This window comes from Pseudomonas sp. 9.2(2024), assembly GCF_039695385.1.
Taxonomy (GTDB): Bacteria; Pseudomonadota; Gammaproteobacteria; order Pseudomonadales; family Pseudomonadaceae; genus Aquipseudomonas; species Aquipseudomonas paraglycinae.
Map to the genome: position 1 here is coordinate 1,487,438 of NZ_CP155585.1, position 15,571 is coordinate 1,503,008.

At 61.6% G+C, this 15,571-nt stretch carries 17 protein-coding genes; 12 read left to right on the top strand and 5 right to left on the bottom strand.

Annotation, left to right across the window (positions count from 1 at the left end; genetic code table 11):
• Positions 1 to 8 precede the first annotated feature (8 nt).
• The 3 genes from ABFB52_RS06555 to ABFB52_RS06565 all read left to right on the top strand — a co-directional run bounded on the left by ABFB52_RS06555 (position 9) and on the right by ABFB52_RS06565 (position 2,707).
• Positions 9 to 1,286, top strand: coding sequence for a flavohemoglobin expression-modulating QEGLA motif protein (locus ABFB52_RS06555; protein WP_129974054.1), 1,278 nt, complete (start codon positions 9 to 11; stop codon positions 1,284 to 1,286).
• A gap of 180 nt (positions 1,287 to 1,466) precedes the next feature.
• The gene (locus ABFB52_RS06560; RefSeq protein ID WP_129974053.1) at positions 1,467 to 2,381 is read left to right on the top strand and encodes an alpha/beta hydrolase; all 915 of its coding nucleotides are present in this window, start codon (positions 1,467 to 1,469) and stop codon (positions 2,379 to 2,381) included.
• Positions 2,378 to 2,707: a hypothetical protein gene (locus tag ABFB52_RS06565; RefSeq protein WP_085748084.1), complete on the top strand. Its 330-nt coding sequence runs from the start codon at positions 2,378 to 2,380 to the stop codon at positions 2,705 to 2,707. The genes ABFB52_RS06560 and ABFB52_RS06565 overlap by 4 nt, the downstream gene beginning before the upstream one ends.
• A gap of 68 nt (positions 2,708 to 2,775) precedes the next feature.
• Here the strand turns inward: ABFB52_RS06565 and ABFB52_RS06570 are convergent, their stop codons facing one another.
• The 3 genes from ABFB52_RS06570 to ABFB52_RS06580 form a co-directional block, all read right to left on the bottom strand.
• Positions 2,776 to 3,570 carry an OmpA family protein gene (locus ABFB52_RS06570; protein ID WP_102686537.1) on the bottom strand — a complete coding sequence of 265 codons (795 nt, stop codon included), beginning with the start codon at positions 3,568 to 3,570 and terminating at the stop codon, positions 2,776 to 2,778.
• Positions 3,571 to 3,625: 55 nt separating this feature from the next.
• Positions 3,626 to 4,030, bottom strand: a complete 405-nt coding sequence (locus ABFB52_RS06575) for a DUF4398 domain-containing protein (RefSeq protein ID WP_085697302.1) — start codon at positions 4,028 to 4,030, stop codon at positions 3,626 to 3,628.
• Between the two features lie 365 nt (positions 4,031 to 4,395).
• Positions 4,396 to 4,740, bottom strand: a complete 345-nt coding sequence (locus tag ABFB52_RS06580) for a hypothetical protein (RefSeq protein WP_011332654.1) — start codon at positions 4,738 to 4,740, stop codon at positions 4,396 to 4,398.
• A gap of 214 nt (positions 4,741 to 4,954) precedes the next feature.
• Here ABFB52_RS06580 and ppc point away from each other — a divergent pair, with 214 nt between their 5' ends.
• From ppc to ABFB52_RS06615, 7 genes are all read left to right on the top strand, one after another.
• Positions 4,955 to 7,585, top strand: a complete 2,631-nt coding sequence (gene ppc / locus ABFB52_RS06585) for a phosphoenolpyruvate carboxylase (protein WP_129974052.1) — start codon at positions 4,955 to 4,957, stop codon at positions 7,583 to 7,585.
• Between the two features lie 288 nt (positions 7,586 to 7,873).
• Entirely contained in the window at positions 7,874 to 8,524 is a 651-nt protein-coding gene (adk, locus tag ABFB52_RS06590; RefSeq protein ID WP_064593717.1) for an adenylate kinase, read from the top strand.
• 94 nt (positions 8,525 to 8,618) lie between these two features.
• Positions 8,619 to 9,293, top strand: coding sequence for a tRNA (adenosine(37)-N6)-threonylcarbamoyltransferase complex dimerization subunit type 1 TsaB (tsaB, locus tag ABFB52_RS06595; protein WP_085748087.1), 675 nt, complete (start codon positions 8,619 to 8,621; stop codon positions 9,291 to 9,293).
• Between the two features lie 172 nt (positions 9,294 to 9,465).
• On the top strand, positions 9,466 to 9,774 hold the full coding sequence (locus tag ABFB52_RS06600) for a hypothetical protein (RefSeq protein ID WP_007954720.1): 309 nt from the start codon (positions 9,466 to 9,468) through the stop codon (positions 9,772 to 9,774).
• Positions 9,774 to 10,634, top strand: a complete 861-nt coding sequence (locus ABFB52_RS06605) for a DUF72 domain-containing protein (RefSeq protein ID WP_039769627.1) — start codon at positions 9,774 to 9,776, stop codon at positions 10,632 to 10,634. The genes ABFB52_RS06600 and ABFB52_RS06605 overlap by 1 nt, the downstream gene beginning before the upstream one ends.
• Before the next feature lie 32 nt (positions 10,635 to 10,666).
• Entirely contained in the window at positions 10,667 to 11,503 is an 837-nt protein-coding gene (locus tag ABFB52_RS06610; RefSeq protein ID WP_129974051.1) for an isocitrate lyase/phosphoenolpyruvate mutase family protein, read from the top strand.
• Positions 11,504 to 11,505: 2 nt separating this feature from the next.
• Positions 11,506 to 12,198, top strand: a complete 693-nt coding sequence (locus tag ABFB52_RS06615) for an extensin family protein (protein ID WP_129974050.1) — start codon at positions 11,506 to 11,508, stop codon at positions 12,196 to 12,198.
• Positions 12,199 to 12,202: 4 nt separating this feature from the next.
• On the opposite strand, the gene ABFB52_RS06620 is transcribed toward ABFB52_RS06615, so the two are convergent.
• Positions 12,203 to 12,817 (bottom strand): energy transducer TonB, encoded by a 615-nt coding sequence (locus ABFB52_RS06620; protein WP_129974049.1) that lies wholly within the window; start codon positions 12,815 to 12,817, stop codon positions 12,203 to 12,205.
• Positions 12,818 to 12,913: 96 nt separating this feature from the next.
• On the opposite strand from ABFB52_RS06620, the gene ABFB52_RS06625 reads away from it, so the two are divergent.
• Entirely contained in the window at positions 12,914 to 13,693 is a 780-nt protein-coding gene (locus ABFB52_RS06625; RefSeq protein ID WP_178082639.1) for a class I SAM-dependent methyltransferase, read from the top strand.
• A gap of 45 nt (positions 13,694 to 13,738) precedes the next feature.
• Here ABFB52_RS06625 and ABFB52_RS06630 read toward each other — a convergent pair whose 3' ends face one another.
• A complete protein-coding gene (locus ABFB52_RS06630) occupies positions 13,739 to 14,374 on the bottom strand; it encodes a TetR/AcrR family transcriptional regulator (RefSeq protein WP_129974047.1) in 636 nt (211 codons plus the stop codon).
• Between the two features lie 94 nt (positions 14,375 to 14,468).
• On the opposite strand from ABFB52_RS06630, the gene ABFB52_RS06635 reads away from it, so the two are divergent.
• Positions 14,469 to 15,569: an efflux RND transporter periplasmic adaptor subunit gene (locus tag ABFB52_RS06635; RefSeq protein ID WP_007954740.1), complete on the top strand. Its 1,101-nt coding sequence runs from the start codon at positions 14,469 to 14,471 to the stop codon at positions 15,567 to 15,569.
• Positions 15,570 to 15,571: the final 2 nt, after the last annotated feature.

Genomic DNA, 15,571 nt, shown 5'->3' on the forward strand with positions numbered 1-15,571 from the left:
AGTTTCGGGTGGACGATTACCAGCAGACGATACGCATTCTGTCCGATCGCATAGTGCTGGCGCAGACGCCGATCCGCGTGCTCGACGCGGTCAAGTGGGACGAGAACATCCGCAAGGGTTTCCTCAAGGCCAAGGGCAAGGAATTGCCGGCGGTGGATCGCGACTACTACCTCAACCGGCCGCTGTCCTTTGATTCGAGCAAGGTCAAGCTGGAGTTCCAGAACATCGAGCGGGATATCACCCGCCAGCTCGGCCAGTTCAACCCGGTTGGCCAGATCATGCGCCGCATGTGCAAGGAATACCGAATGGTGGTGCGCATGCTCGAAGCGCGCGGCACCGAAGATTTCGGCCTGATTTCCCAGGAACTTTACGGCGCCGCATCCGACGCGTTCCACGCCGGTGACCCGACCCTGGCCGATCTCGGCCTGATGATGTCGGACTATCTGAACAACATCGACGGCCGTGGCGACCTGAAGGACGAACCGAAGACCCTTACCGCCAAGGACGCCGTTCACCTGTTGCAAACCCGCCTGAACAAGGTGTTCGGCGAGGCTGAAGAAACCATCCGCGTGTTCGAGTCCGACGGTATCGTCGCCGATGCGGCGGCGGGTGCCGACTACATCAAGATCCGCACCGACGCGATGTTCAACGACCGCGACGTGCGTGCTCTGGAAGTCCACGAAGGCCTGGTGCACGTCGGCACCACGCTCAACGGCTTGAACCAGCCGATCTGCACCTTCCTGTCCAAGGGCCCGCCCTCGTCGACGGTGACCCAGGAAGGCCTGGCGATCCTGATGGAAATCATCGCGTTCGCCTCCTACCCGAGCCGCCTGCGCAAACTGACTAACCGCACCCGCGCCATTCACATGGTCGAGGAGGGCGCGGACTTCCTGCAGATTTTCGAGTTCTTCCGCGAGCAGGGCTTCGAGATGGCGGAAAGCTACGGCAACGCCAGTCGGGTTTTCCGTGGATCGACGCCGACCGGTCTGCCATTCACCAAAGACTTGTCCTACCTCAAGGGCTTCATCATGGTTTACAACTACATTCAGTTGGCCGTGCGCAAGGGCAAGCTCGAGCAGATCCCGTTGTTGTTCTGCGGCAAGACCACGCTTGAGGACATGCGAACCCTGCGTCAGCTGGTGGACGAAGGCCTGGTGGTGCCGCCCAAGTACCTGCCGGACCAGTTCCGCGACATGAACGCGCTGTCGGCGTGGATGTGCTTCTCCAACTTCCTCAACCACTTGAGCCTGGACCGGATCGAGGCCGATTACTCCAACATCCTGTAACAACACCGATTGATCGTTCCCACGTTGATCGTTCCCACGCTCTGCGTGGGAATGCATCCCGTGACGCTCCGCGTCACAGTGGACGCGGAGCGTCCATGGCGGCATTCCCACGCGGACGGTTCGACGCCTCGACGTGAGAACGATCTAATTCCAACCCGAAATTTTGCGAGGTTTCACCGGATGAGAATCCTCGGCATCCTTTGCCTGCTCCTGACCCTCGGCGGTTGCAGCTCCTTGCTGTTCTACCCCGAACCGGGTCAGATCTTCACCCCGGAAAAGGCCAAACTCGAATACCGCACCGTCACCCTGACCACCGCCGACGGCCTCAAGCTGAATGCCTGGTGGCTGCCGGCCAAACTCGGGGTCGAGGTCAAGGGTACGGTCCTGCACCTGCACGGCAACGGCGGGAATCTGCCGATGCACCTGGGCGGAAGCTGGTGGTTGCCGAAAAACGGCTATCAAGTGCTGCTGGTGGACTATCGCGGTTACGGCTTGTCCGAGGGCGAACCGAGCCTGCCGGCGATCTATCAGGACATCGATGCCGCCTTCGCCTGGCTGGACAAGGTGCCTGAGGTCAAGGGCAAACCGCTGGTGCTGCTGGGCCAGAGCCTCGGTGGGGCGATGGCGGTGCATTGGCTGGTGCAACATCCGGAAAGACAAAAACAGCTCAAGGCGCTGGTGCTCGACGGCGTGCCCGCCAGTTACCGCAGCGTCGGCCAATACGCCCTCAGCACCTCATGGCTGACGTGGCCATTTCAGGTGCCGCTGTCGTGGCTGGTGCCGGACGGCGACAGTGCGATCAACGCGATGCCGCAGCTCAACGGCGTGCCGAAACTGATCTTCCACAGCCTCGACGATCCGCTGGTGCCCCTTTCCAACGGCATCCGTCTGTATCAAGCTGCGCCGCCACCGCGCGTGCTGCAGCTGACTCGTGGCGGCCATGTGCAGACCTTCGGCGATCCGGTCTGGCGTCAGGTGATGCTGCGTTACCTCGACGACCCCGAACACTTCAACGGCCTGCGCCGTCTCGGCGAGATCCCGAACTATCCAACACCCCCGAATTCTGAAGACGAACCACCAGAGAGTCCGCAATGAGTGAAGAACGTAACGCCATCCCGCTGATCATCACCGGCATCTGCAGCATCCTCGGCACCGTCGGTGCCCTGTGGTACTACGGCTACCTGCACTTCGCCAAACCCGAGGATGCGTTGCTGCTCAACGAATTCACCATGCTCAAGACCGTTCCCGGCGAAGACTACAAAGTTTCCCTGACCCCGGCGCCGCAAGTGGCGCAGTGCATCGATGGCGTGCTGGTGCTGTTCGACACCGAACAGAAAGGCCTGACCGGGGTGCTGGTCAACAGTCAGAAAAAGGCTGTGCGCTGCATGGGCCAAGAGACGCCGCAGAAGCTCGAAGAGTAAATGTGCGACGGACAAAAAAGCCCCGCCTGATCAAATCAGGCGGGGCTTTTCATTTACCGCTCAGCGAATCAGTGCGCGGTCGAGCTCACGGCCGAACGCGGCATCACTGGCTGGTTGTCGTTGGAAATGGTCACTTCCACGCGACGGTTCATCGCACGGCCCGAGACCGAGGTGTTGTCCGCCACCGGGTATTCCTTGCCATAACCCTGTACGACGATACGCGAAGGGTCTACACCCATCTTGATCAGCGCAACCTGCACCGAAGTCGCGCGACGCTCGGACAGCGACTGGTTGTAGCTCGCAGTACCGGTGCTGTCGGTGTAGCCCTCGACGATCACTTTGCGATCAGGGTTTTCCTGAAGGAATTGCGCCAGTTTGTTGATGTTCACCAGACCGCTGGATTTCAGGTCGGCCTTGTTGGTGGCAAACAGCACGTCACCGAAGGTCACCAAAGTACCGCGATCGGTCTGCTTGGCGTTGAGGCTGTCCTGCAGCTGTTTGATCTGCTGATCGCGAGCGTCCAGGCGGGCCTGGGCACGTTGGGCGGCGGCGTTCTTCAAATTGGCTTCAGCGGTACGCAGAGCGATGGTCTGCTTGGCCACTTCCACGCGCTGGTTGGTCAGATAGGCCAGCTGGTCGACCTTGTGCTGGTCTTCCTTGTCCAGATAAGCCTTGTCGGCCTTGTCCAGGTAATCACTGGCATCCTTGGTTTCCAGCGCCGCGACTTTGCTGGCCTGCGGGTTGGCCTGCAGCCCGGCGTAGTTGGTGCGCGCCTGTTCCAGGTTCGGGTTCGGCGGCGTCGAGCAGGCAGCCAGGGCAACGCTTGCGGCCAGGAGAGCGGGGATCATCAGTTGTTTACGCATAATCGTTCGTCCTTTCTATCGATAAGAGTTTCAGCCTTGCGGTCGGGATGCGCGCTTACTGCACGGTGCGCTGACTTTCCTGACGCAGTTCCTGAACACCTTTCTGGGAATCCTTCACAGCTTGTTCGGCTTTCATCGCCTGAGCCTTGCGTTCAGCGACGCGGGCGTCCCACTCGGCCTGTTCGGCGAGGGTGCGGGCCTCATCATATTTCTTGTCGTGCATGGCGATTTCGGCTTGCTTCAGCTTGTCCTGAGCTTGCTTCATCTCCACGGCGGCGAACTCGGTACCGCCGGCGCTGACCGCGCTGTTGACCGCCGATTGAGTCACGGCGTACTGCTCGGTCGGTGGATTGCCAGCGCAACCGGCCAGCACGAAGCTGGTGCCGATGGCGAGAGCGGCCAGTTTCAGACCGCGCAGGTGGGAAAACGAGGTTTGGGTCTTCATGGTCTTCAACTCCATTGGTTAACTCCTTGAAAGCTTCGAAATCCATCCTGGTAGCGGAGCCGCAACCTTCATGTGCAAGTGCGTTTTGAAACGCTCGTTCCAGGCGTGGTTACCTGTTCCGACCGAAGGCATTTTTCAAAAGTTCAGAAAAGATGGCTCATCGCCAAAAAATATTCTGACCAAACAGACAAGGCTCTAAACCGGGAACTTTGGCGGGGGAGAATGGTACGCGCGGGCGAAAAATGGCGTAAAAGCGGAGGGAAAATACAGTCCCTCTGGGAGCTGGCTTGCCAGCGATGAGGCCATCCAATTCAACCCGTTTGCGGCTGAACTGACGCCATCAAGGGCAAACCATTCCCACCGTTTTGAAGGGTCAAGGATCAGTGTTTTTGCTTGCCGGCAGCCGCCGACAAGTCGTGCAGATGACGCCGCGACAACGCGAGAAAACGCGGGGTCGGGCCGACATCTTCATACAGCGGATCGCCTTCCTCGTCGGTGGCGACCACGGTCGAACCTTTCACATACGGCAGGCTCGCTTCGAACTCTTCGAGGGCGGCGCCGATCAGCTCGCCGAGCAGTTCTTCGGCATGGCGTTTGGGGTACATCTCGGCGATTGCCGCCAGCCGTGCGGCAGCTTCCACATCCAGATGAATTGTGTAGCCGGTATCGGTCAGGCGACCCTTGGCGGTTTCTTCCCAATGCTGGGCGAGTTCACGGATTTTCATAAAAACCTCATGTCGCACCTGCTCATGGCAGGTCTTGGTGAGTGTCCGGCGTCAGCCGGCGGCAAGCCGTTGTGCGGCTTACCCTTGAGACTAGCTTCAACCCTCAAGGTTTAAAGTCCCTTCGTCGTCTGCTTGTAAGAAGCGTTCCAGAGCGGCACTCTCTGTTCATCCACTCACTTGCGATCCGTCACCGATTACTGCTGGAGAGATGCTGATGACCGATATTGATGCACGCTTGCGCGAAGACGTTCACCTGCTCGGTGAGCTGCTGGGCAACACCATTCGTGACCAGTACGGCGAGGCGTTTCTCGACAAGATCGAGCAGATTCGCAAGGGCGCCAAGGCCGACCGGCGCGGCTCGATGGACGCCGAACTCAGCGCCAGCCTCAATCAATTGAGCGAAGACGAACTGCTGCCGGTGGCGCGGGCCTTCAACCAGTTTCTCAACCTGGCGAACATCGCCGAGCAGTACCAGCTCATCCATCGCCGCGAAGAGACCCAGGCCGCGCCGTTCGAATCCCGCGTGTTGCCGGAACTGCTCGCCCGCCTGCGCAACGAAGGGCACAGCGCCGAATCACTGGCCCGGCAACTGGCGCGGCTGGAAATCGAACTGGTGCTCACCGCGCACCCGACCGAAGTGGCCCGCCGCACGCTGATCCAGAAGTACGACGCGATTGCCGCGCAACTGGCGGCTCAGGATCACCGTGACCTGACCACGGCCGAGCGCGAGCAGATCCACAACACCCTGCAACGCCTCATTGCTGAAGCTTGGCACACAGAAGAAATCCGCCGCACCCGGCCAACCCCGGTGGACGAAGCCAAGTGGGGTTTTGCGGTGATCGAACACTCGCTGTGGCAGGCGATTCCCAACCACATGCGCAAGGCTGATCAGGCGCTGTTTGCGGCCACTGGCCTGCGTTTGCCGCTGGAAGCTGCGCCGATCCGCTTCGCTTCGTGGATGGGTGGCGACCGTGACGGCAACCCGAACGTGACGGCTGCCGTGACCCGCGAAGTGTTGTTGCTGGCGCGCTGGATGGCGGCGGATCTGTACCTGCGTGACGTCGATCATCTGGCTGCCGAACTGTCGATGCAGCAGGCCAGCGAAGCGCTCAAGGCCCGAGCCGGCGACAGTGCCGAGCCGTATCGGGCGGTGCTCAAGCAATTGCGTGAGCGGCTGCGCGCCACGCGCAACTGGGCTCATGCATCTTTGACGGCGACCACGCCGGCGTCTGCCGATGTGCTGCACAATAACCGCGACCTGCTCGATCCGCTGGAGCTGTGTTTCAACTCGCTGCATGAATGCGGCATGGGCGTGATCGCCGACGGGCCGTTGCTCGATTGCCTGCGTCGGGCCGTGACTTTCGGCCTGTTCCTGGTGCGCCTCGATGTGCGTCAGGATTCGTCCCGCCACAGCGCGGCCATGACCGAAATCACCGATTACCTCGGCCTCGGCAAATACGAGGAGTGGGACGAAGAACAGCGCATCAGCTTCCTGACTCGCGAACTGCAAAACCGTCGGCCGTTGCTGCCGGTGCATTTCAAACCCTCGGCCGATACCGCCGAAGTGCTCGCCACCTGCAAGGAAATCGCCGCCGCGCCGGGGGCTTCGCTGGGCTCCTACGTGATCTCCATGGCCGGCGCCGCTTCCGATGTGCTGGCGGTGCAACTGCTGCTCAAGGAGTCCGGCGTACTGCGGCCGATGCGCGTGGTGCCGCTGTTCGAAACCCTCGCCGACCTCGACAACGCCGGCCCTGTGATCGAACGTCTGTTGCTGCTGCCGGGTTACCGCGCGCGGCTGCAAGGCCCGCAGGAAGTGATGATCGGCTATTCCGACTCGGCCAAGGACGCCGGCACCACCGCGGCGGCGTGGGCGCAGTACCGGGCGCAGGAGCGGCTGGTGGAAATCTGTCGCGAGCAGCAAGTCGAACTGCTGCTGTTCCACGGTCGCGGTGGCACCGTGGGACGTGGCGGCGGTCCGGCGCACGCGGCGATCCTGTCGCAGCCGCCGGGTTCGGTGGCCGGACGTTTCCGCACCACCGAGCAGGGGGAAATGATTCGATTCAAATTCGGCCTGCCGGACATCGCCGAACAAAACCTCAATCTCTATCTGGCGGCAGTGCTGGAAGCGACCCTGTTGCCACCGCCGCCACCGACGCCTGAATGGCGGCATCTGATGGATGAACTGGCCGCTGACGGTGTCGCCGCTTACCGTGCGGTGGTGCGGGAAAATCCGCAGTTCGTCGAGTATTTCCGCCAGTCGACGCCGGAGCAGGAGTTGGGCCGCTTGCCATTGGGCAGCCGTCCGGCCAAGCGCCGCGCCGGCGGGATCGAAAGTCTGCGGGCGATTCCGTGGATCTTCGGCTGGACCCAGACCCGCCTGATGCTGCCGGCCTGGCTCGGCTGGGAAACCGCATTGAGCAAGGCGCTGGAGCGCGGCGAAGGCGAATTGCTCGGGCAGATGCGCGAGCAGTGGCCGTTCTTCCGCACTCGCATCGACATGCTGGAGATGGTGCTGGCCAAGGCCGACGCCGACATTGCGCAGTCCTACGACGAGCGTCTGGTGGAGTCGGACTTGCTGCCTTTGGGTGTGCACTTACGCGACCTATTGTCGCAGGCGTGTTCCGTCGTCCTCGGCCTGACCGGTCAGTCGCAGCTACTGGCACATAGCCCGGACACCCTGGAATTCATCCGTCTGCGCAACACCTACCTCGACCCGCTGCATCTATTGCAGGCCGAGTTGCTGGCGCGTTCGCGGCAGCAGAATGTCGAGCAGGGCAGCCCGGTGGAACAGGCGTTGCTGGTGTCTGTGGCGGGGATTGCCGCCGGTTTGCGAAATACCGGCTAAGGTTTTCTGCGTGGGGCAGGGCACCCGGGGCGAACCTCGGGTGCCGTTTATTGACCGTAGGAAAAATGCGGTCAGGCGACAGTTAATGATGGGGTTGCGACTTGGGGAACCGCGTCGCAAGGTCGCGGCGGGCGCCGGTTTCTCCGACTTTTGGCGTCTTGTGTGGGCGCAGCCTGCTGTGTATCTTGATCAGCCTTTGGCCGTTTGGGCGGCCACGACCCGTTTTATGAGATTGGCCCCACGAGGCGAATCCGTTGTTTTTTATATAAAAAATTGAGGAGCACATCGATGCGCGTCATTCTGCTGGGAGCTCCCGGGGCCGGTAAAGGTACTCAGGCTAAGTTCATCACCGAGAAATTCGGCATTCCGCAAATCTCCACCGGCGACATGCTGCGTGCTGCGGTCAAGGCCGGCACCGAGCTGGGCATCAAGGCCAAGAGCATCATGGATGCCGGCGGCCTGGTGTCGGATGACCTGATCATCGCGCTGGTCAAGGACCGTATCGCTCAAGCCGACTGCGCCAAGGGTTTCCTGTTCGATGGCTTCCCGCGCACCATTCCTCAGGCTGAAGCGCTGGTGACTGCCGGTGTCGAACTGGACGCCGTGGTCGAAATCGCCGTTGAAGACGAAGAAATCGTTCAGCGTATCGCCGGTCGTCGCGTTCACGAGGCCAGCGGCCGCGTTTACCACATCGTCTACAACCCGCCGAAACTGGCCGGCAAAGACGACATCACCGGCGAAGAGCTGGTGCAGCGCAAGGACGACACCGAAGAAACCGTGCGTCATCGCCTGTCGGTCTACCACTCGCAGACCAAGCCGCTGGTGGAGTTCTACCAGAACCTGTCCGCCAAGAACGGTGGCAAGCCGAAGTACAGCCATATCCCTGGCGTCGGTTCGGTTGAAGCGATCACCGCCAAGGTGCTTGAAGCGCTGAGCTGAAAAACCTGATCCGCTGCATCATCCACGGCCCGCTTGCGGGCCGTAGTTGTTTATACTGGCGCACTTTTTCCCCACCTGATTTACGGACACATCGATGAGCACCTTGCTGGCCCTGGACACCGCGACTGAAGCTTGCTCCGTTGCCTTGCTGCATGACGGCAAGGTCACGAGCCATTACGAGGTGATCCCGCGCCTGCATGCGCAGAAACTGCTGCCGATGATCCAGCAACTGCTGGCCGACGCCGGCACCACCCTGCAAGCGGTGGACGCCATCGCCTTCGGTCGTGGCCCGGGCGCATTCACCGGCGTGCGGATTGCCATCGGCGTAGTGCAAGGCCTGGCGTTTGCACTGGATCGCCCGGTATTGCCGGTGTCGAACCTGGCCGTGCTGGCGCAACGGGCTTATCGCGAGCACGGCGTGAGCCAGGTCGCGGCCGCCATCGATGCGCGGATGGATGAGGTGTATTGGGGCTGCTATCGCGAGACGGCCGGGGAGATGCGTCTGGTCGGCACTGAGGCGGTGCTGCCGCCGGAAGTCGCCGCGCTGCCGGACGATGCCTCGGGTGACTGGTTCGGTGCCGGCACAGGCTGGGGTTATGGCGAACGCATCGCTGTAAACCTGAGCGGTTCCGATGCTGGCATGCTGCCCCACGCCGAAGACCTGCTGACCCTGGCACGATTTGCCTGGGAGCGCGGTGAAGCGATTCCGGCGGACGACGCCCAGCCGGTTTATCTGCGCGACAAAGTGGCCACCCCGAAAGCCCGCTGAGGCCATTTACCCTGTGGCATTCGCCACAGGGTTCTCCCGTTCCTGCCAATCGTCCGTTTCTAACCCCGCGCTTTAAACCTTTTGTCTTTTATGTGTTCTAGTTATCACTCGGCGATTTGCTAAGTCGGTCAGGTGCCGCTAAATTGCCATCATCGATACCGAGCATGACTTTATGCGTATAGACGGCGTTTCCACTCATTCCTACCCCATCAAGCGCAAGCCTCGCAAAGGCAATCCGGCGCTGGATGAGTCCGTCGACGATATCGACGGCGAGCTGGAATTCCCGACCGAAGAGCAACTGGCTGCCCGTGCCGCCAAAGCCACCGCCCAACGCCTGAGCAATCTGCCCGCCCGTCAACAAGACATGATTTATCACCGCGCGATGAAGAAAAGCGTGGCCATGGCCCTGGCCAGCTACCTGAGCACCGCCGGTTTTGTCGATTGGGATGCAGACGTGCTGGGCCTCGATCTGTACATCTGATGGATCTGCCCTACTACCTCGGTTGCCCGTCCTGGAGCGAAAACGCCTGGCGCGAGTATCTGTATCCGGTAGACGCCAAGACCTCCGATTTCCTCGGACTCTATTCGCAAGTGTTCAACGCTGTTGAAGGCAATACGACCTTCTACGCCAGCCCGTCGCCCGCCACCGTGCAGCGCTGGGCCGAGGTGATGCCGGAGCACTTTCGTTTCACCGCCAAGTTTCCCGGTGATATCAGCCACAGCGGCGACTTGCGCGATCAACTGACCGCCGCCGAAACCTTCCTCCAGCTACTCAAGCCGCTCGGCGAGCGCGTTTCGCCAATGTGGCTGCAACTGTCGAAAAGCTTCACGCCACACCGCTTGCCGGAGCTCGCCGCGTTCATCGATGCGCTGGATTGTCCGCTGGCGGTGGAAGTGCGCCACGAACAATTCTTCGCCAAGGGCGAGAGTGAGCGACTGCTCAATCGGCTGCTGCTGGATCGCGGCGTGGAGCGCATCTGTCTTGATCCCCGCGCACTGTTCAGTTGTTTGTCCACCGAATCGTCGGTGATCCACGCCCAATCGAAAAAGCCCCGCGTACCGACGCGTCCGGCAGCATTCACTCAATTCCCGCAGGTGCGCTTTATTGGCCATCCGGAGCTTGAGGCCAACGATCCGTTTCTGGTGCCGTGGGTGGCGAAGATCGCCGAGTGGATCGAAGAGGGGCGCACGCCGTACATCTTCCTGCACACCGCCGACAACATTCTTGCGGCGAAACTGGCGCAACGTTTTCACGCACAACTGATGCAACGTTTGCCTGGCCTGCGACCCTTGCCTGAGCTATACAGAGAACCCGCCGCCGAGCAACTTGGCCTGCTCTGAGGCGGATTTCTTTCCTGCCCTGGAGCCTGCCGATGGACGCCCAAGCCCGTCAACAACAAGCCCGTAAAGCCGAAACCTTCAAAGCCCTGCACGAACGCTCCGGGATATTCGTGATTCCCAATCCCTGGGATGCCGGTTCCGCGAAGATGCTCGCCAGTCTCGGCTATCAGGCGCAGGCGACCACCAGCGCCGGTTATGCATTTTCTCAGGGCAGAGCCGATGGCGGTCTGAGTCTCGACGATACGCTGGCCAATGTCCGGGCGATTGTCGCGGCCACGGATTTGCCGGTGGCGGTGGATCTGGAAAACGGCTTCGCCGACGCCCCGGCCGAATCGGCACAAAGTCTGATCCGCGCAGCCGAGGCGGGCGCCGTGGGTGGCTCGATCGAAGATGCCACCGGCCGGGAAGACTCGCCGATCTACTGCTTCGAACACGCGGTGGCGCGGATCGAAGCCGCCGTCGCTGCGGTGCGCACCTTGCCGTTTCCCTTCACTCTGACGGCCCGTGCGGAAAACTATCTGCACGGCAATCCCGATCTCAACGACACCATCCGCCGCTTGCAGGCCTTTGCCGAAGCCGGCGCCGACGTGCTGTACGCGCCGGGCCTGCGCACCGCCGAAGAAGTCCTGGCGGTGGTGCGCGCGGTGGCGCCGAAACCGGTCAATGTGTTGATGTCCGGCGGCTTGAAACTGACCGTGCAGCAGCTGGAAGAAATGGGCGTGAAGCGCATCAGCACCGGTTCGGCGCTGGCCCTGGCGGCGTTCGGCGAATTTTTCCGCGCGGCTGAAGAAATCCAGCAGTCCGGTACGTTTACCTTCGCCTCCCGTTCGATGCCGTACGCCAAGGCCAATCAATTCTTCAAGGGATAAGCATGGGGCGCTGGCTGCTGTTGGCAGGGCTGCTAATCATCGGTGGCAGCCTGATCGGCGTCTGGCGCGGCTGGCTCGATGTGCCGCCGCAGTGGAACCCGTGGGCGCCGCTGGACGTGCAGGCGATGCCCAACTGGCTCACGGGCTACAAGTTGATGCGCCTGCGCAGCGATCCAGCCTTGTGCGAGCAGGCATTGGGCAGCTCCGGCCTGCGGGTTTCGCCACAGGCCGACAGTCCCGATGCGAAATGCCCGCTGATCGGCGCTTTGCGCGTGCAGGGCGGCGGGGTGGGGCTCAGCAGCAGCTTCCTCGCCAGTTGCCCGTTGGCCGTGGCGTTTGCGATGTTCGAGCGCCACACGCTGCAACCGGCGGCGCAGCAGGTCTACGGTCAATCGGTGGCTCGGGTCGATCACCTCGGCAGTTTCGCCTGCCGCAACGTCTACAACCGCGAGAACGGCGCCCTGAGTCGCCATGCCAGCGCCGATGCGCTGGACATCGCTGGCTTCCGTCTTACGGATGGTCGCGCGATCAGCGTACTCAAGGACTGGCCGAAGCAAAATCAGGACGCGCAGTTTCTACGTCAGGTGCGCGACGGTGCCTGCGATGCGTTCAGTGTGGTGTTGAGTCCGGACTACAACACCGCCCATCGCAATCACTTTCATGTCGATGTCGGGCGCTGGAGCGTGTGTCGCTGAGGGATCAGGCGGCGATGCGCAGGTTCTGCTGAACGATTGGGCGCACCCAGCCGTTATCGAAGTCCAGGGCTTTCTGCTGCTCGACGATGGCTTCCGGCGGGAACGGCGGGTAAGGCTGCAGCAGATCCAGATCGAATTCGGCAATCGGCAGGTACAGCGGTTTTTTCTGCGGGGCAGGGCCCGGTTCCGGAATCGGCTGACCGTTGTTGATCACGATCGGGCGAACCCAGCTGCTGTCGAATTCCTGCTGTTTTTGCTGAGTCTTGATGGCTTCCGGCGGGAATGGAGGGTACGGCTCGGCCAGTGTCATGTCGATTTCGGCGATCGGCAGAAACAGCGGCTCCGGCGGACGCACCTCGGTTTCAACCACATCGCATTCACGCTGGCTGACGATGTGCGCATGCAGTTCGCTGCCGACGGTCGGTTCTTCAGGGCTTTGCAGATCAACCGGCGGGAAAGTGCCGCAGGCCGGCACCACATCACTCGATTGTTCGGCCAGTGCCTGGGCAAAGAAATCCTGCCACAGGTGGCTGACGCCGCCCAATGCTTGAGTGTTATGACGGCTGAAGTCGCCTGTGGGCGAAAGGTAGCCAATCGATGTGGGAAGAATGCCTGACATTTTTTTCGGTTGACGCTCAGCTCTGGCAAAATGCGCGTTGATTGGGTTATCGGCGGATTTTGCCGATCCTTAACTTTTTTGAGCGTGTTTTCCATGATTGAGCAACCCGCGGCCTGCCGCATCCATGTCGAGGCCCTCGGCCCGACGTTCGAAGCGCAGGCCGAGCAGTGGGCGCAGCGCCTGAACCTGCCGTTGCAGGTGGCTGACGGCGAGTTTGCCCTGCAGGTCGGCGAGCAGGGTTTGCAGCTGCAACAACTGGGACCGGATGCGCCGGGCCCGGTACGGGTCGACTTCGTCGAGGGCGGTGCGGCCCATCGCCGGTTGTACGGCGGTGGCAGCGGGCAGATGATCGCCAAGGCGGTCGGCATCGCCCAAGGCGTGCGTCCACGGGTGCTGGATGCCACGGCAGGGCTGGGCAAGGATGCGTTCGTGCTGGCCAGTCTCGGTTGCGAGATGAGCCTGATCGAGCGCCAGCCATTGATCGGCGCGTTGCTGGAGGATGGTCTGGCCCGTGCGGCGGAAGACTTCGATGTGGCGCCGATCGTGGCGCGAATGAAGCTGCTCAAGGGCAACTCTATCGACGTGATGCGCAACTGGGAGGGCGAGCCGCCGCAGGTTATCTACCTCGATCCGATGTTCCCGCACCGTGAGAAAACCGCGCTGGTGAAGAAGGAAATGCGCCTGTTCCGCCCGTTGGTGGGCGATGATCCGGATGCACCGGCCTTGCTGGAAGCGGCGCTGGCACTGGCCACGCACCGGGTGGTGGTCAAGCGCCCGCGCAAGGCACCTTGCATCGAAGGTCCGAAGCCGAGTCATGCGCTGGATGGCAAATCCAGTCGTTACGACATCTACCCGAAGAAAGCGCTCAAGGCCTGAGCCGTCGCATAAGAAAATCCCACGCATGGCGTGGGATTTTTGTTTTCAGGGTCGAAAGGCCCGCATGAACAGCCCGACCACTTCCTGCACATGATTTTCCGCCGCCTCGCCGGTCAGAGGCTCACCGCAGCCGTACAACAGACGGAAATTCCCGGCGCCCTTGATCAGGCAAAAGAAGTGCTCGGCGGCGTTGTGCGGGTTGTCGATGCTCAGCACGCCGGTTTCGTGAATCCGCCGCAGCAAGCGTTCCATGCCTTGCACCATGCGCTGGGGGCCGGCCTCGAAGAAGATCAGCGACAGCTTCGGATCCTGACTGCCCAACGCCATGATCAGACGATGCAGGTTCACCGATTCATCACTGTTGATCAGGTGGTGAAAGCCTCGCGCAATGTTCAGCAACACATTTTCCACGGCGATGCCGTCGGGCAATTCGAAGAACAGCGGCGGCAATTGCTCCTCGCATTTGGCCACTACGGCGGCAGAGAACAGCGTCTCCTTGTCGTTGAAATGGCTGTAGACCGTCAGCTTCGACACCCCGGCCTCGGCGGCCACCGCGTCCATGCTGGTGTTGGCATAGCCGTGACTCAGAAACAGGATTTTCGCCGCCTCGAGAATCGCCTGGCGCTTGGCCGGATCCTTCGGGCGGCCGGGGCCGTTTGGAGTGGAAAGATTGTTCGACATTCTTCGCTTTTAATACTGGACTGGTGAGTTTGCTATTAATAACATACCGGCCAGTATAATTATTCCAAGCCTCCTTAGCGAAAGGTCCTTCACCATGTTCCGCCATGCGTTGTCCTTTGCGGTGCCAGTCAGTCTGGCGTTTTTATTGTCGGCATGTGGCAAGGAAGAGGTGACGCAAGTCAGCGTGCGACCGGCCATGGTGGTGCAGCCAGAGCCTTCGGCGCAGGCGATGGAAAGTTATCCGGGCGAGGTTCGCGCCCGCTACGAACCCGATCTGGCGTTCCGCATCGGCGGCAAAGTCAGCCGACGACTGGTCGAAGAAGGTCAGCGCGTGAAGGCCGACCAACCACTCGCCGAACTCGATCCGCAGGATGTACGCCTGCAACTGGAAGCCACCCGGGCCCAGGTCGCGGCCGCCGAAGCCAACCTGAACCTGGTGCGCGCCGAGCGTGACCGCTACAAGACCCTGATGGAACGGCAGATGGTCAGCCGCTCGGCCTACGACAATGCCGAGAACCTCTACCGCTCCGGCGAAGCCCGCCTCAAACAGATCAAGGCCGAATTCAACGTCTCGACCAATCAGGCCAGTTACGCCGTGCTGCGCGCGCCCCAGGATGGCGTGGTGGCCAAGCGTTCGGTGGAAGTCGGGCAAGTGGTCGCCGCCGGGCAGACCGTTTTTACCCTCGCCACTGATGGCGAACGGGAAGTGCTGATCAGCCTGCCGGAGCAGAGCTTCGGCCGCTTCAAGGTCGGCCAGCCTGTCTCGGTGGAGCTGTGGACGCAACAGAATCAGCGCTTCGCCGGGCAGATCCGCGAGCTGTCGCCGGCCGCCGATCCGAAATCCCGCACCTTCGCCGCACGCATTTCGTTCACCTCCGGCAAGGTTCCGGCAGAACTGGGCCAGAGCGCGCGGGTCTTCGTGCAGACCGCCGATGTCATCCCGCTGTCGGTGCCGCTCTCGGCGCTGACGGCCGAAAACGGCGCGACCTACGTCTGGGTCGTCAGCGCCAACAACACCCTGAAAAAGACCCCGGTGCGCACCGGCCCGTTCGGTGAGAAAACCGTGCCGGTGCTCGAAGGCCTGAACGCCAGCGACTGGGTGGTCGCCGCTGGCGTGCATGTGCTGCTGGAAGGGCAGCAGGTGCGTCCGGTGGATCGCTCCAACCGCGTGGTCAATCTGGCGGACAAGGAGTAATC

What these genes read in the sequence shown, in the direction of transcription:
- ABFB52_RS06560 (WP_129974053.1), top strand. Translation starts at nt 1,467, where the DNA reads ATGAGAATCCTCGGCATCCTTTGCCTGCTCCTGACCCTCGGCGGTTGC.
- ABFB52_RS06565 (WP_085748084.1), top strand. Translation starts at nt 2,378, where the DNA reads ATGAGTGAAGAACGTAACGCCATCCCGCTGATCATCACCGGCATCTGC.
- ABFB52_RS06570 (WP_102686537.1), bottom strand. Translation starts at nt 3,570, where the DNA reads ATGCGTAAACAACTGATGATCCCCGCTCTCCTGGCCGCAAGCGTTGCC.
- ABFB52_RS06575 (WP_085697302.1), bottom strand. Translation starts at nt 4,030, where the DNA reads ATGGAGTTGAAGACCATGAAGACCCAAACCTCGTTTTCCCACCTGCGC.
- ABFB52_RS06580 (WP_011332654.1), bottom strand. Translation starts at nt 4,740, where the DNA reads ATGAAAATCCGTGAACTCGCCCAGCATTGGGAAGAAACCGCCAAGGGT.
- ppc (WP_129974052.1), top strand. Translation starts at nt 4,955, where the DNA reads ATGACCGATATTGATGCACGCTTGCGCGAAGACGTTCACCTGCTCGGT.
- adk (WP_064593717.1), top strand. Translation starts at nt 7,874, where the DNA reads ATGCGCGTCATTCTGCTGGGAGCTCCCGGGGCCGGTAAAGGTACTCAG.
- tsaB (WP_085748087.1), top strand. Translation starts at nt 8,619, where the DNA reads ATGAGCACCTTGCTGGCCCTGGACACCGCGACTGAAGCTTGCTCCGTT.
- ABFB52_RS06600 (WP_007954720.1), top strand. Translation starts at nt 9,466, where the DNA reads ATGCGTATAGACGGCGTTTCCACTCATTCCTACCCCATCAAGCGCAAG.
- ABFB52_RS06605 (WP_039769627.1), top strand. Translation starts at nt 9,774, where the DNA reads ATGGATCTGCCCTACTACCTCGGTTGCCCGTCCTGGAGCGAAAACGCC.
- ABFB52_RS06610 (WP_129974051.1), top strand. Translation starts at nt 10,667, where the DNA reads ATGGACGCCCAAGCCCGTCAACAACAAGCCCGTAAAGCCGAAACCTTC.
- ABFB52_RS06615 (WP_129974050.1), top strand. Translation starts at nt 11,506, where the DNA reads ATGGGGCGCTGGCTGCTGTTGGCAGGGCTGCTAATCATCGGTGGCAGC.
- ABFB52_RS06620 (WP_129974049.1), bottom strand. Translation starts at nt 12,817, where the DNA reads ATGTCAGGCATTCTTCCCACATCGATTGGCTACCTTTCGCCCACAGGC.
- ABFB52_RS06630 (WP_129974047.1), bottom strand. Translation starts at nt 14,374, where the DNA reads ATGTCGAACAATCTTTCCACTCCAAACGGCCCCGGCCGCCCGAAGGAT.
- ABFB52_RS06635 (WP_007954740.1), top strand. Translation starts at nt 14,469, where the DNA reads ATGTTCCGCCATGCGTTGTCCTTTGCGGTGCCAGTCAGTCTGGCGTTT.